14 protein-coding genes are annotated in these 13,775 nt (G+C 54.6%); 1 reads left to right on the top strand and 13 read right to left on the bottom strand.

The window, feature by feature from the left end; all coding sequences use genetic code 11:
- Nucleotides 1-121 precede the first annotated feature (121 nt).
- From trpS to ACLJRU_RS07270, 12 genes are all read right to left on the bottom strand, one after another.
- The gene (gene trpS, locus ACLJRU_RS07325; RefSeq protein ID WP_000165562.1) at nucleotides 122-1,126 is read right to left on the bottom strand and encodes a tryptophan--tRNA ligase; all 1,005 of its coding nucleotides are present in this window, start codon (nucleotides 1,124-1,126) and stop codon (nucleotides 122-124) included.
- Complete coding sequence (gph, locus tag ACLJRU_RS07320; protein ID WP_000359654.1) at nucleotides 1,119-1,877, bottom strand: phosphoglycolate phosphatase; 759 nt, start codon at nucleotides 1,875-1,877, stop codon at nucleotides 1,119-1,121. Before gph ends, trpS begins: the two co-directional genes overlap by 8 nt.
- The gene (gene rpe, locus ACLJRU_RS07315; protein WP_000816284.1) at nucleotides 1,870-2,547 is read right to left on the bottom strand and encodes a ribulose-phosphate 3-epimerase; all 678 of its coding nucleotides are present in this window, start codon (nucleotides 2,545-2,547) and stop codon (nucleotides 1,870-1,872) included. Before rpe ends, gph begins: the two co-directional genes overlap by 8 nt.
- Before the next feature lie 17 nt (nucleotides 2,548-2,564).
- Nucleotides 2,565-3,401 (bottom strand): adenine-specific DNA-methyltransferase, encoded by an 837-nt coding sequence (gene dam, locus ACLJRU_RS07310; RefSeq protein WP_000742132.1) that lies wholly within the window; start codon nucleotides 3,399-3,401, stop codon nucleotides 2,565-2,567.
- A 180-nt stretch (nucleotides 3,402-3,581) separates the two neighbouring features.
- Nucleotides 3,582-4,790: a cell division protein DamX gene (gene damX / locus ACLJRU_RS07305; RefSeq protein ID WP_187790637.1), complete on the bottom strand. Its 1,209-nt coding sequence runs from the start codon at nucleotides 4,788-4,790 to the stop codon at nucleotides 3,582-3,584.
- A gap of 97 nt (nucleotides 4,791-4,887) precedes the next feature.
- On the bottom strand, nucleotides 4,888-5,976 hold the full coding sequence (gene aroB, locus ACLJRU_RS07300; RefSeq protein ID WP_000439824.1) for a 3-dehydroquinate synthase: 1,089 nt from the start codon (nucleotides 5,974-5,976) through the stop codon (nucleotides 4,888-4,890).
- Between the two features lie 56 nt (nucleotides 5,977-6,032).
- Nucleotides 6,033-6,554: a shikimate kinase AroK gene (gene aroK, locus ACLJRU_RS07295; protein ID WP_000818621.1), complete on the bottom strand. Its 522-nt coding sequence runs from the start codon at nucleotides 6,552-6,554 to the stop codon at nucleotides 6,033-6,035.
- Nucleotides 6,555-7,018: 464 nt separating this feature from the next.
- Nucleotides 7,019-8,257 carry a DNA uptake porin HofQ gene (hofQ, locus tag ACLJRU_RS07290; RefSeq protein ID WP_001541012.1) on the bottom strand — a complete coding sequence of 413 codons (1,239 nt, stop codon included), beginning with the start codon at nucleotides 8,255-8,257 and terminating at the stop codon, nucleotides 7,019-7,021.
- Nucleotides 8,172-8,573 (bottom strand): HofP DNA utilization family protein, encoded by a 402-nt coding sequence (locus ACLJRU_RS07285; protein ID WP_000868830.1) that lies wholly within the window; start codon nucleotides 8,571-8,573, stop codon nucleotides 8,172-8,174. The genes hofQ and ACLJRU_RS07285 overlap by 86 nt, the downstream gene beginning before the upstream one ends.
- The gene (locus tag ACLJRU_RS07280; protein ID WP_000992483.1) at nucleotides 8,563-9,036 is read right to left on the bottom strand and encodes a hypothetical protein; all 474 of its coding nucleotides are present in this window, start codon (nucleotides 9,034-9,036) and stop codon (nucleotides 8,563-8,565) included. The genes ACLJRU_RS07285 and ACLJRU_RS07280 overlap by 11 nt, the downstream gene beginning before the upstream one ends.
- A complete protein-coding gene (locus ACLJRU_RS07275; protein ID WP_001541015.1) occupies nucleotides 9,020-9,559 on the bottom strand; it encodes a PilN domain-containing protein in 540 nt (179 codons plus the stop codon). Before ACLJRU_RS07275 ends, ACLJRU_RS07280 begins: the two co-directional genes overlap by 17 nt.
- Nucleotides 9,559-10,338: a hypothetical protein gene (locus tag ACLJRU_RS07270; protein ID WP_000874745.1), complete on the bottom strand. Its 780-nt coding sequence runs from the start codon at nucleotides 10,336-10,338 to the stop codon at nucleotides 9,559-9,561. The genes ACLJRU_RS07275 and ACLJRU_RS07270 overlap by 1 nt, the downstream gene beginning before the upstream one ends.
- A gap of 120 nt (nucleotides 10,339-10,458) precedes the next feature.
- Between ACLJRU_RS07270 and mrcA the strand changes: the two genes are divergently transcribed.
- Nucleotides 10,459-13,011 (top strand): peptidoglycan glycosyltransferase/peptidoglycan DD-transpeptidase MrcA, encoded by a 2,553-nt coding sequence (gene mrcA, locus ACLJRU_RS07265; RefSeq protein ID WP_001541017.1) that lies wholly within the window; start codon nucleotides 10,459-10,461, stop codon nucleotides 13,009-13,011.
- A gap of 95 nt (nucleotides 13,012-13,106) precedes the next feature.
- Here mrcA and nudE read toward each other — a convergent pair whose 3' ends face one another.
- Complete coding sequence (nudE, locus tag ACLJRU_RS07260; protein ID WP_000045725.1) at nucleotides 13,107-13,670, bottom strand: ADP compounds hydrolase NudE; 564 nt, start codon at nucleotides 13,668-13,670, stop codon at nucleotides 13,107-13,109.
- Between the last annotated feature and the right edge of the window lie 105 nt (nucleotides 13,671-13,775).

Raw genomic sequence — 13,775 nt, 5'->3', positions numbered from 1 at the left:
AAAAACCGGGATTTTCCCGGTTTTTTTACAGGTCTGATAAACGGTACGGCACAGGTGCCTTGTCCAACTTACGCTCGTTTGTAGGCCCGATAAGCCATCGCCATCGGGCAAGCAATTACCGTTACGGTTTCGCCACAAAGCCAATTGCTTCGTAAACGGCTTTCAGCGTTTCGGCCGCACGTGCGCTGGCTTTTTCCGCCCCGTCTTTCATCACCTTCTGCAAGAACGCTTCGTCGTTGCGGAAACGGTGATAGCGCTCCTGCAACTCAGACAGCATTCCGGAAACAGCCTCCGCCACTTCGCCTTTCAAATGGCCATACATTTTACCTTCAAACTGTTTTTCCAGTTCAGGAATGCTCTGACCGGTCACGGCGGAAAGAATATCCAGCAGGTTAGAGACACCCGCTTTTTCTTTCACATCATAACGCACTACCGGCGGCTCGTCGGAGTCAGTGACCGCACGTTTGATTTTCTTCACTACCGATTTCGGATCTTCCAGCAGGCCGATCACGTTATTACGGTTATCGTCCGATTTGGACATTTTCTTCGTCGGCTCCAGCAGCGACATCACGCGCGCGCCGGATTTTGGAATAAACGGTTCCGGTACTTTGAAAATATCGCCATACAGCCCATTAAAACGCTGGGCGATATCGCGGCTCAGTTCCAGATGCTGCTTCTGATCTTCGCCTACCGGCACCAGATTGGTTTGGTACAACAGGATGTCTGCCGCCATCAACACCGGGTAATCAAACAGGCCGGCGTTAATGTTTTCCGCATAGCGCGCAGATTTATCTTTAAACTGCGTCATACGGCTCAGCTCGCCGAAATAGGTATAGCAGTTCAGCGCCCAGCCAAGCTGCGCATGCTCCGGCACATGGGACTGAACGAAAATAGTGCTCTTTTCAGGATCAATACCACATGCCAGGTACAGCGCCAGCGTATCCAGCGTCGCTTTACGTAGCTGCTGCGCGTCCTGACGCACGGTAATAGCATGTTGGTCTACGATGCAGTAGATGCAATGATAGTCATCCTGCATGTTTACCCACTGACGCAATGCCCCCATATAGTTGCCAATGGTCAATTCACCTGAGGGCTGTGCGCCACTAAAAACGATGGGCTTAGTCATTTTTTATTTCCTGGTTATCGCTATGCGGAAGCCCAAGTGCGGGCAAAAGATCGTTAAAACTGTCATAAATGACGTCCGGCTCGCTAAGAGCGATCGCTTCGCCATAATTGTAGCCGTATGTCAGGCCAACCGAAGGGCAGCCCGCCGCTTTTGCAGCCTGAATATCATTACGCGAATCGCCGACAAAAAGCATCTGCTCCGGCATCATGCCCAGCCGGCTTGCCACCAGCAACAGCGGCTCCGGATGCGGCTTCTTATTTTGCACATCATCGCCGCCGATAACCACACTAAAGTATTTGGCGATATCAAGCGATTCCAGCAACGGCGCGACGAACGGCGTCGGCTTATTCGTCACCAGACCTAATGACAATCCGCTGGCGTTCAGCGCGCCCAGCGTGTCGGCGACATGCGGAAATAAAAAAGTGCCTTCTTCCGCCACTTCGCCATAATACCTGTCGAACAGTTTACGCAGAATGCGTACCTGTTCCTCGGCAGGAATATCTTCATCAACGGGCGGTTTCCCCATCGTCTTACGCAGCGTGGCGCGCTCCTCGCGAGCCCAGGTCAGCGCGCGTTCCATCAATACGTCTGCGCCGTTACCAATCCAGGTAATCACGCGCTCCTCGCCCGCGACCGGCAGTTCCAGCGCATACAGCGCCATATCCACCGCCGCGGCAAGACCCGGCGCGCTATCCACCAGCGTGCCGTCAAGATCAAAGGCGACGCCCCGAATATTCTGTAACTTATCCATGAGTTACCTTTGCCAGCTCACTGCGCATTTCATCAATTACTTTTTTGTAGTCGGGTTTATCGAAAATTGCCGACCCCGCAACAAACATGTCCGCACCTGCTGCGGCGATCTCGCCGATATTGTTCACCTTCACGCCGCCGTCCACTTCCAGGCGAATGTCGTAACCGGACGCATCAATGCGGCGACGCACTTCGCGCAGTTTATCCAGCGTCTGCGGAATAAAAGACTGGCCGCCGAAGCCTGGGTTCACGGACATCAGCAGGATCACATCCAGTTTGTCCATGACGTAATCGAGATAACTGAGCGGCGTTGCCGGGTTGAATACCAGCCCCGCTTTACAGCCGTGTTCTTTAATCAGCTGTAGCGTGCGGTCAACATGTTCGGAGGCTTCCGGGTGAAAGGTAATGATGCTCGCGCCAGCGGCGGCAAAGTCGGGCACGATACGGTCGACTGGCTTGACCATCAGGTGGACATCAATAGGCGCGGTAATACCGTACTGACGCAGGGATTTCAGCACCATCGGGCCGATAGTCAGGTTCGGCACATAGTGATTATCCATGACGTCAAAGTGTACAACATCAGCACCGGCAGCCAGCGCTTTGGCGGTGTCTTCACCCAGGCGAGCAAAATCAGCCGACAGAATTGAGGGGGCAATCAAATACTGTTTCATCCGCTTCTCCTTGAGAATTATTTTCTTGCAGGCGTTGCGACTCCTGGTTGGTACAGAGCCAGCAGTTCGTCCACCTTTTTACGTGTGCCGCCGTTGCTGCTTATACTGCGTCTAACTTTGACGACATGCAATTTTGCGAGTTGATACCACTCGCGTGTGAGCGCCGTATCATGGTTGGAAATGAGCACCGGTATCCGGTTACTGACCAGATTCTCAGCGATTTCCGCCAGATGCGCTTGTTGCGTCAGGCTAAAACTATTGGTGTGATACGCTGTGAAGTTAGCCGTGGCGGACAACGGCGCATAAGGCGGATCGCAATAGACCACCGACGACTTGTCCGCACGCGCCATACTGTCTGCGTATGACTCACAGTAAAAGAACGCATTCTGCGCTTTTTCTGCAAAGTGGTACAACTCCGCTTCCGGGAAGTAAGGTCTTTTATAACGACCAAACGGTACATTAAATTCCCCGCGTAAGTTATAGCGACAGAGTCCGTTATAACCGTAGCGGTTCAGATATAAAAACAGTACCGCCCGACGAAAGGGGTCCTGGCAGGTGTTGAACTCCTCACGGAGTTGGTAATAGACCTCAGCCTGGTTAGTTTCAGGCATAAACAGCTCGCGCGAAGCCTGTACGTACTCGTCAGTACGTAACTTCACGATGTTATAGAGGCTAATAAGGTCGCTGTTGATATCGGCGAGGATATAACGAGAAAAGTCGGTGTTAAGAAACACCGATCCGGCACCCACAAAAGGTTCGACAAGGCACTCGCCTTTTGGCAAATGTCGTTTGATATCATCAAGCAGAGGGTATTTTCCCCCTGCCCACTTCAAAAAAGCGCGATTTTTTTTCATGCTGACTAACTAATTACACCTTCTCCGGCTGTGGAGAAAGCTCCGACAGCATCCTGCGCTTTAGGCTGTGCCGCGTTGCTTTACGGCGCATTTGACGGTAGCAAATGCGCCCCTCGCGCCTGTCCTGAACAAAAATAGCTGTCAGCGACACTCACAGGCAATTGCAGGACACAGCCTGGATTATTTCAGATCGGCCTGAACCTGATGCAACGGTTTTGCCCACGGGTTTTTCGCCTGCACATCGGCAGGTAAGGTGGACACCGCACGTTTAGCATCTTCTTTCGAAGCATACATCCCCGTTACCAGCACATACCACGGTTGTCCATTACGCGTCGTCTCGTATACCACATAATTTTTCAGGTTCTCTTTCTTCGCCCAACCGTTCAGGTTGTCGTAATTTGAAGAACTACTGAGCTGCAATGTGTAGTGGCTGGATGGCGCGCTCTTTAATGCGCCAACGTTGCCGGCGCTTTTCCCGCCGCCTGCGACAGGCGTCGTGGTGGTCGCTTTCGGCGTCGCGGCCGGCGCTGCCGGTTCCGTGCGTTTCACTGGCGCGACCGGTTTCTTCGGTTCCGCAGTCGTGGTTTTCGCCGTGGTCTGCGGTTTCTTAGGTTTAATGACGGCCTGTTTACGTTCCGGACGCGTGGTATGACGCTCAGTAGGTTCGCTAACCGCCGCCTGACGCGTCGTGCTGCCATTGCGAACTGGCGCGACGGTTGCAGGCTCTGTCGGCAACGTAGAGTTCACCGCAACATTGTTCATCTGCTCTGGATTCTGCGTCAGCGCATTATTCAGATCGCCCTGCACTTCCACGCGCTGCTGACCGTCAGCGACCACAGGCGACTGTCCCTGCGTCGGCGTTGAAGAAATCGGCGGCAACGAAATATCCTGCGACGTATTGCCCGCGGTTTGTTCTGCGGAGGTGGCGCCCGGCGCAGGCTGGGTCGCATTCGCCTGGTCGGCGGCGTTACCGGAAAGATCGATACTCTTTTCGCCAGAGGCCGACGGCTCGCTGGAAGACGTTGAGGGGGCTTTCAGCGCGGAGCCGATACCGATAATCAACAGCAGCAGCACCAGTACGCCAACGCCCATCATCATGTACTGACGAGAGGCTGGCTTATGGGCCGCTTTTTTACGCTTACGTGGGCGGCGTTCAACACGCTCTTCGTCCACCGTATCGTCTTCATCGGATTCGTACTCTTCTTCAACTTCAGGTTCTTCACTACGCGCTTTACGCGTACGCGTCGGACGGCGATCGTCGGCATCCAGATCAACGTCATCAAAGTTGATCTGCGGTTCACTATCGCGTTCTGAAGATTGACGAGAACGACCAGTACGACGATCGCTGGGATCGGGTTTCAGCTCGTCTTCTGGTTTGAATTCATCCATTTAACACCCCACTCAAAGGTTAATGCTTACGACATTGCACATAACCTGAAGCTAAAAGACTGACAGCTACGCAATATCAGTCTGACCTTTCTTGTTGTTACGCCTGCTGACAGTCAGCAATCGCGCTAAGAACGACTTCGTGCGACACTCCGCCGCGCACTTCACTTTTCCCTATGGCCAGCGGAAGCACTAAACGCAGCTCCCCCGCTAACACTTTTTTATCTCGCAGCATGTGCGGCAAATAGTCCTGCGCGGACATCTCGCAAGGGCCATTGACTGGCAACCCGGCCCGTTCGAGTAGCGCGATGATGCGCTGCGTATCAGCAGAACTGAACTGCCCCAAACGCTCGGATGCGCGCGCAGCCATCACTATACCTGCGGCAACGGCTTCACCATGTAACCAATTGCCATATCCCATTTCCGCTTCAATGGCGTGGCCAAAGGTATGTCCAAGATTCAGTAAAGCACGTAAGCCCGCTTCACGCTCGTCGGCGGCAACAACTTCGGCTTTCAGCTCGCAACAACGGCGAATACAGTACGCCATCGCCGGGCCGTCCAGACGCAATAGCGCATCCAGATTACCCTCAAGCCAGGTGAAGAAGTCTGCGTCGAGTATAATGCCGTATTTGATCACCTCTGCCAGCCCCGATGCCAGTTCGCGTGCGGGAAGCGTTTTCAGGCAATCAAGATCGACAACCACAGAAGCGGGTTGGTAAAACGCGCCAATCATGTTTTTGCCAAGGGGATGGTTGACGGCGGTTTTCCCGCCCACGGAAGAATCAACCTGCGACAGTAAGGTAGTTGGTACCTGGATGAAACGTACGCCTCGCTGGTAGCTGGCCGCCGCAAAACCGGTGAGATCGCCAATCACGCCGCCGCCAAGCGCGACCAGAGTGGTATCACGACCATGCGGTTTTTTCAGTAACGCCGTAAACACCGTATCCAGCACCGTCAGGCTCTTATACTGCTCGCCGTCAGGAAGAATCACGCTGTCTACGTTAACGCCCGCCCGTTCGAGTACGCCGCGAACCTTGTCCAGATAAAGCGGCGCCAGGGTTTCGTTGGTCACTAACATGACCTGATCGCCTGATTTCAGCGGCAAGAATGAAGCTGGTTCGTTAAACAAACCAGCCGCGATGGTGATCGGGTAACTACGTTCCCCGAGAGTGACTGTAATCCTCTCCATGACGCGACATCCACCTTAGTTACTTGTGCCCGCTTACCCAGCGTATTCTGCTTGAATTAGTTGCTTTCCAGCATATGAATAATCTGGTTTGCCACAACCTTAGCGCTTTGATCGTCGGTGCGAATGGTGACGTCGGCAATCTCTTCGTACAGCGGATTGCGTTCGTTAGCCAGCGCTTCCAGAACTTCGCGAGGCGGTGCTTCAACCTGCAACAGCGGGCGTTTTTTATCACGCTGCGTGCGCGCCAGTTGTTTTTCGATGGTCGTTTCAAGGTAGACCACGACGCCACGCGCGGAGAGACGGTTACGCGTTTCACGCGATTTTACAGAGCCACCGCCGGTTGCCAGCACAATACCCTGTTTTTCCGTCAATTCGTTGATAACTTTTTCTTCACGATTACGGAAGCCGTCTTCACCTTCAACATCGAAGACCCAGCCCACATCAGCTCCGGTTCGTTTCTCAATCTCTTGATCAGAATCGTAAAATTCCATATTGAGTTGTTGAGCTAACTGGCGCCCAATAGTGCTTTTTCCGGCACCCATAGGCCCAACCAGAAAGATATTGCGTTTCTCTGCCATTTTTTCGGTACTACTAAGACTATTCGTTAATGGTAAACCCGCTTCACAGACACCCAGCGCAGCAGGACATGAACTGAAACCTCATAAGATATTGCGAGAGTCAGACTGAAAATTATCTCAATACTCAAGCGGGTTTGGCAACTGAATAAATCACCAAGCCTGATTGTTGCAAAACCCGAGTTAGCGTTGCCGAATGGCGACCAGAACAACATATCCGGCCTACAAATTGCTCTACTTTCAAACAATTGCGCGCAATCCGCAGAACCAATACGTCTGCATCAGCGGACATTCAGCCGTTTATCATCGGTCTTATGCACACCTTCGGCAAGGCAAAGCGCATTAATCAATGCGTAAGCAACGAAAAGCACGACTCTCAAATCGGTACTCCTTGTATGCTAAATACATCCGCACGTCAAATCCCGCAGATGCGTTCAGTGCAAAAACAGCGCTTTTTTATGCATAAATTATTCTGTCGCCACCAGTCTGGGGGTGATAAACACCACTAATTCGCGTCGCTCGTCCTCTTTACCGTCATGGCGGAAGAGCTGACCAAGCCAGGGAATATCCCCCAACAGCGGCACGCTATCGCTACCCGATTTATTTTTTCGCGAAAAAATACCGCCCAGCGCCAGCGTCTCGCCGCTTTTTACCTCTACCTGCGTTTCAATTTCCTGTTTATCTATCGCCAGCACTTCGCCGTCAGCCTGTTGTAGTACCTGACCGGGGACATTCTGGCTGATATGTAACTTCAGGCGGATGCGCCCTTTTTGCAAAACGGTGGGCGTCACCTCCATTCCCAGCACCGCTTCTTTAAATTCCACGGAGGTCGCGCCGCTTTCGCCGCTGGAAACCTGATAAGGAATTTCGCTGCCTTGCTTGATACTGGCTGGCTGCAGATGGGAAGCCAGCAGCCGGGGGCTGGCGATAATATCCAACTGCTGCTTTTGCTCCAGCGCTGACAGCTCCAGATCCAGCAAGCGTCCGTTAATGCGCCCGATGTTAAACCCGACGCGTGAGGTGGCGGCGGCGACGGATAAATCACTGGAAAGCGTCGCCACGTCACCCACCGCGCCCGCTTGCGTCGCGTCAGCCAGAGTCCACTTTACGCCCAGTTCCCGTAGACTCTTTTCGTTAATGGTGACGATATGCGCCGCCAGCTCCACCTGCGCCACCGGCAGATCCATTTGCGATACCCATTTTTCCAGCTCCGCCAGGGCCGCGCGGTTATCGCGCAACAGCAGGCGGTTGGTGCGCTTATCTACCATGATGGTTCCCTTCGCGCTCAGGAGTTTCTCGCCCGCTTTCGCCAGTTCGCCGGCATCGGCGTATTGCAGGTTAATGCTGCGATTTTCCAGCGGTAAATTAGCCTGAAGCCTTAACCGCTCGGCATCCTGCTGCGCACTGTGCTCTTTCTGCCAGGCCTGTGAATGAACATGGAGAATATTCCCCTCCTGACGCAGCACCAGCCCCGCGCTATTGACCACCGTCTGAAGCGCCTGTTTCCACGGCACATCCGTCAGATGTAGCGATAATGTCCCGCTGACGTCCGGCGACACCACCAGATTCTGCCGCTCCTGTTCGGCTAAAGCCTGCAAAACCTGCACCACAGGGACGTCATCAACCACCAGCGTCACTTTCGCCGCTTTTCCCGCCTGCGCGGCGGGCATCAAGGCTATCAGTATTATGGCTATCCATCGCTTCATTGTCCGCTCCCTGACGTAACCACCGCCACTGCGGCGGCGCACAATTTTTACCGGTCGTTAACGTTAAGGCTTCCGCCGTCAGGCGGACAATCGTCCAACCGTTTTCCAGCATCTGCCCTTCTTCCACTCGCCGCCATTTTTGCTGGCTGTCTTTAAGAATGCCTGTCCATCGCTCGCCTTTACGCACCGCGCCCTGATATCGCCACTGCGAGAGTTCGGCTATCCGGCAGCGATCTTCCGGCGGGCGGAAGGGATCGCGCATTCCCGTCAACGTCAGCAAACAAAAACAGAGCAATACACCGCGGCTAACCTTCATTCGCCAGTCGCTCCAGTTGCAGCGTCATCAATAATTCCGCCCCCTCTTTACGCAATGAAAACCGACTTACGCTCATCTCGCTTTCGGCCAACCGGACAAACAGCGACGGCACCGCATCCCAGGACGTTTTCAGCGCCATTTCTCCCCCCTGCGCCGATGGCTGCCAGTGCAGCAAACGCAGGGGAGGCGCCTGGAAATCTAACGGCGAAAAAGGACGCGGATTTTCAACGGTGCGCCCGAAAAGCGGTTCAGCCGCGACGCTCAGACGGCGCAGATGACGCCACTGTTGCCGGGCGGCCTCGCGCTGCTGGCTTAACCGCATTTGTTGCGTATCCAGCGTTTTCCAGCCGGGATAGCCCACAGATAACGCAACCGTCAGCGTCAGGCACAGCACGCCTGCACACCAACAAAAAACCCGACCACGGCGCGACATCCCGTACCAGATATCAAAGAGCGCGTTCACGGGCGGCGCTCCTCGTTAACTGATAATGGAACTGCCAGCGCCCTTGCGCATCCTGCCGCGTGGCGCCCGTGCGGTTTAGCGGAAAACTGACATAGTGACGAAGCGATGTCTCAAGCGTGAGCAGGGCGTCAAACGTTCTCGCCAGCCCTTCCAGCTCTAGCGTCTCTTGCTGATAATTGAGGCTTGTCAGCCATGCCTGCTCTGGCAACAGGTTGACAAGGTCAGTTAAGATAGATTGCCAGGCTTGCGTCAGTTCACGCTGCGCCTGACGTTGTAATCGCGCCTGTTGCTGTCGCTGACGCTGCTGCAACTGCGGTATGTTCGCCGCAAGCGCCGTCGTGTGTCCGTTTTCCGCCGTCAGTAGCAGCTCGTTAATCCTCCCCTCCTGCCAAAAAACCAACCGGGCGATCGTCGCGAGGCTTGCTATCAGCAGCAGGGACGCGCCCCATACCACGCACCACAGCCGCAGACGCGCTACGTAATGTTGGCGCCGCCAGGGGAGCAAATTGACAGAATGCGCCATCAGCGTATCTCCCCTATGGCTAACCCCAGCGCAATCGCAAAGCGATAACCGTCCGGCGGAACCGGCGGTTGGCGGACGGTTACGGCGCGCCAGGGGTCGAATTCGCCTTCGGCGCATAATGAAATATGTTCCGGCACGACGGATAATGTTGCGGCAAGGTCATGCAGCGTCATCGCCTCTCGCGCCGATTTACGCCCCCACGCATAGTGCGTCGCCCACAGCCACTGGCTCTCATCGCGCCAGACCAGACATTGCCGCCCCGAAGGTATAAACGGCAGCAAGCGCTGTAGCGCGCAGGCATCGGGCGTTACAGCAGCGATGCGCACATTGAGCGTTTGCGCCAGCGTTAACAGCTCTGAAATTTCTTTGCTTTGCACGGCGGTAACGTTGAACGCGGGGCTTAGCGCATCGTCCTGAAAGTCGAAACGCAATAAGTCCGGATCCATATCCAGCTCACGCGCCATCGTTTGTGAAAGCCATGCGACTTGCTCACGTTCCCGCAGACGCATCGGCGGATGTGGAAAAGCGCGTTGCAATGTCCGATTTGCGGGAAAAGAGAGATAAATACGGTGACGTAGCGGCAGCTCGCGGCTCCAGGGTCGCAGTACGTGAGCCAGCGATTGCGGGTCAGGAATCGTACCCTCTGCCGTGGAGGCGTTCATTAGCGGCAGTCGCCACCAACGTTGCAGGGACCAGCCCGATGCGCCGCGAATAACGGCGATGGCCAGCGCTTCATGCTGCTGAATATGCAATCCTATTTGCCAGGTTTTAAAAGCCATAACGGTCGATCTCCTTATCACCCGTCGCGTTAACGGGTATATCAATGCGTCTGGCTTGCCTTTATACTACCGCGCGTTTGTTTATAAACTGCCCAAATGACACTAAATGGGAAATCTCCAGTGAAGTTCGTAAAGTATTTATTGATCCTTGCAGTATGTTGCATCCTGCTGGGAGCAGGCTCGATTTATGGCCTTTATCGCTATATTGAGCCGCAGCTACCTGACGTCGCGACATTGAAAGATGTGCGTTTGCAAATTCCGATGCAGGTTTACAGCGCGGATGGCGAACTTATCGCGCAATATGGCGAAAAACGCCGTATTCCCGTTACGCTCGATCAAATTCCGCCGGAAATGATCAACGCCTTTATCGCCACCGAAGATAGCCGCTTTTATGAGCATCACGGCATTGACCCGGTAGGTATTTTCCGTGCGGCCAGCGTCGCGCTCTTCTCCGGTCACGCATCGCAGGGAGCAAGTACCATTACCCAGCAACTGGCGCGAAACTTCTTCCTTAGCCCCGAACGCACGCTAATGCGCAAGATCAAGGAAGCGTTTCTGGCGATTCGTATTGAGCAGTTGCTGAATAAAAATGAGATCCTCGAACTCTATCTGAACAAGATCTATCTCGGCTACCGCGCCTATGGCGTTGGCGCGGCGGCACAGGTCTACTTTGGTAAGACGGTCGACCAGCTTAGTTTAAGCGAAATGGCGGTTATCGCCGGGCTACCTAAAGCGCCTTCTACCTTTAACCCGCTCTACTCGATGGATCGGGCGATAGCGCGCCGTAACGTAGTGCTCTCGCGAATGTTAAGCGAGGGATATATCACTCAGGCGCAGTACGATCAGGCCCGTAGCGAACCTATCGACGCAAATTATCACGCGCCGGAAATCGCCTTCTCCGCACCTTATCTGTCGGAAATGGTGCGCCAGGAAATGTATAACCGTTATGGCGAAAGCGCTTACGAAGATGGTTATCGTATTTACACGACCATCACCCGCAAAGTGCAGCAGGCCGCGCAACAGGCGGTGCGTAATAACGTGCTGGACTATGACATGCGCCACGGTTATCGCGGCCCGGCGAATGTGCTATGGAAAGTGGGCGAAACAGCGTGGGACAGTAAAAAAATTACCGATACGTTGAAAGCGTTGCCGACCTACGGACCGCTGCTTCCCGCCGTGGTCACCAGCGCTAATCCGCAAGAGGCGACCGCTGCGCTTGCCGACGGTACGTCCGTTTCGCTACATATGGAAGGAATGCGTTGGGCGCGACCTTACCGCTCGGATACACAGCAGGGGCCGACGCCGCGTAAAGTTACCGATGTCGTCCAGACAGGTCAGCAAATCTGGGTTCGTCAGGTGGATAACGACTGGTGGCTGGCGCAGGTACCGGAAGTGAACTCCGCGCTGGTTTCGCTTAACCCGCAAACTGGCGCGGTACTGGCGCTGGTCGGCGGTTTCGATTTTAATCAGAGTAAATTTAACCGCGCGACGCAAGCTTTGCGTCAGGTGGGGTCGAACATCAAACCGTTCCTCTACACCGCCGCAATGGATAAAGGCCTGACGCTCGCCAGTATGCTCAACGATGTGCCGATTTCCCGCTGGGACGCCGGGGCAGGTTCAGACTGGCGTCCGAAAAACTCTCCGCCGCAGTACGCCGGACCGATTCGTTTACGCCAGGGGCTGGGGCAGTCGAAAAACGTGGTGATGGTACGCGCCATGCGCGCCATGGGCGTCGACTATGCGGCGGAGTATCTGCAACGCTTCGGCTTCCCGGCGCAGAATATCGTGCATACCGAATCGCTGGCGCTGGGCTCCGCCTCCTTCACGCCGATGCAGGTTGCGCGCGGTTATGCGGTGATGGCGAACGGCGGTTTCCTGATCGACCCGTATTTCATCAGCAAGATTGAGAACGATCAGGGCGGCGTGATCTTCGAAGCGAAACCGAAAATCGCCTGCCCGGAGTGCGATATCCCGGTCATTTACGGCAATACGCAGAAATCCGACGTGCTGGAAAACACCAATGTGGAAGAGGTCGCGGTTTCGCAAGAGCAGCAAAACAGCGCCGTACCGATGCCTGAGCTGGAACAGGCAAACCAGGCGCTGGTCGCGCAAAACGGCACGCAGGAGTACGCGCCGCATGTGATCAATACGCCGCTGGCGTTTCTGATTAAAAGCGCGCTGAACACCAATATCTTCGGCGAACCCGGCTGGATGGGTACCGGCTGGCGTGCGGCGCGCGATTTTAAACGTCGCGATATCGGCGGCAAAACCGGTACGACCAACAGCTCGAAAGACGCATGGTTCTCTGGCTATGGTCCTGGCGTCGTCACTTCCGTATGGATCGGCTTTGACGATCACCGCCGTGATTTAGGCCGCACCACCGCTTCCGGCGCGATCAAAGATCAAATCTCCGGCTATGAGGGCGGCGCGAAGAGCGCGCAACCTGCATGGGACGCCTATATGAAAGCCGTGCTGGAAGGCGTGCCGGAACAGCCGCTAACGCCGCCGCCGGGCATCGTCACGGTGAATATCGACCGCAGTACCGGACAACTGGCGAGCGGCGGTAATAGCCGTGAAGAGTATTTCATCGAAGGCACGCAGCCGACACAACAGGCGGTACACGAGGTGGGAACTACCATTATTGATAATGGTGAAACACACGAACTGTTCTGATCAAAAAAGGCGCTCCGGCGCCTTTTTTATTGTGTTTAGCGGATGACGGCGAACGGGGAGACAAACTTTCCGTTGGCTTGATCAACGCCGCGCCATCAGGCAATTCGGCCCTGCGCTTTCAACCACTCGCGTACCAGAAACAGCGCGCTGACGTTGCGGGCCTCGTTAAAATCGGGGTCTTCCAGCAGATCCATTAAATGCGCCAGCGGCCAGCGTACCTGCGGCAATGGCTCAGGCTCGTCGCCTTCCAGCGACTCCGGATAGAGATCTTCCGCCACCACGATATTCATTTTGCTGGAAAAATAAGAGGGCGCCATGCTGAGTTTTTTTAAGAAGGTCAGGTTATGCGCGCCAAACCCGACCTCTTCTTTGAGCTCCCGGTTCGCCGCTTCAAAAACGGTCTCGCCCGGGTCGATCAATCCTTTCGAGAAGCCCAGCTCATAGGATTCGGTTCCCACCGCATACTCACGAATAAGAATCAGATGCTCATCAACGATCGGCACAATCATTACCGCCTCACGGGTTGATGGTCGCATACGTTCATACACGCGACGCACGCCGTTGCTGAACTCCAGATCCACGCTTTCTACGTTAAACAGTCGGGATTGTGCGACGGTTTCCACTTTCAGAATGGTGGGTTTTTGTAATGATTTGCTCATTGTGAGAATCTTTGCAGTGTAATCTGTGGTCATTGTGCGACATACCGCACGGTTTCGGCAATGCGAATTGCCGTTTATTTACATTTATGTAACGTAATAAAAATT

The sequence above is a fragment of the Salmonella sp. SAL00653 genome (assembly GCF_046552515.1).
Classification (GTDB): domain Bacteria; phylum Pseudomonadota; class Gammaproteobacteria; order Enterobacterales; family Enterobacteriaceae; genus Salmonella; species Salmonella enterica.
The sequence above is the reverse complement of the archived record's forward strand: the minus strand, read 5'-3'. Positions and strand labels throughout refer to the sequence as shown.

What these genes read in the sequence shown, in the direction of transcription:
- aroK (WP_000818621.1), bottom strand. Translation starts at nt 6,554, where the DNA reads ATGGCAGAGAAACGCAATATCTTTCTGGTTGGGCCTATGGGTGCCGGA.
- ACLJRU_RS07285 (WP_000868830.1), bottom strand. Translation starts at nt 8,573, where the DNA reads ATGAAGGTTAGCCGCGGTGTATTGCTCTGTTTTTGTTTGCTGACGTTG.
- aroB (WP_000439824.1), bottom strand. Translation starts at nt 5,976, where the DNA reads ATGGAGAGGATTACAGTCACTCTCGGGGAACGTAGTTACCCGATCACC.
- damX (WP_187790637.1), bottom strand. Translation starts at nt 4,790, where the DNA reads ATGGATGAATTCAAACCAGAAGACGAGCTGAAACCCGATCCCAGCGAT.
- rpe (WP_000816284.1), bottom strand. Translation starts at nt 2,547, where the DNA reads ATGAAACAGTATTTGATTGCCCCCTCAATTCTGTCGGCTGATTTTGCT.
- dam (WP_000742132.1), bottom strand. Translation starts at nt 3,401, where the DNA reads ATGAAAAAAAATCGCGCTTTTTTGAAGTGGGCAGGGGGAAAATACCCT.
- trpS (WP_000165562.1), bottom strand. Translation starts at nt 1,126, where the DNA reads ATGACTAAGCCCATCGTTTTTAGTGGCGCACAGCCCTCAGGTGAATTG.
- ACLJRU_RS07275 (WP_001541015.1), bottom strand. Translation starts at nt 9,559, where the DNA reads ATGGCGCATTCTGTCAATTTGCTCCCCTGGCGGCGCCAACATTACGTA.
- ACLJRU_RS07270 (WP_000874745.1), bottom strand. Translation starts at nt 10,338, where the DNA reads ATGGCTTTTAAAACCTGGCAAATAGGATTGCATATTCAGCAGCATGAA.
- nudE (WP_000045725.1), bottom strand. Translation starts at nt 13,670, where the DNA reads ATGAGCAAATCATTACAAAAACCCACCATTCTGAAAGTGGAAACCGTC.
- gph (WP_000359654.1), bottom strand. Translation starts at nt 1,877, where the DNA reads ATGGATAAGTTACAGAATATTCGGGGCGTCGCCTTTGATCTTGACGGC.
- hofQ (WP_001541012.1), bottom strand. Translation starts at nt 8,257, where the DNA reads ATGAAGCGATGGATAGCCATAATACTGATAGCCTTGATGCCCGCCGCG.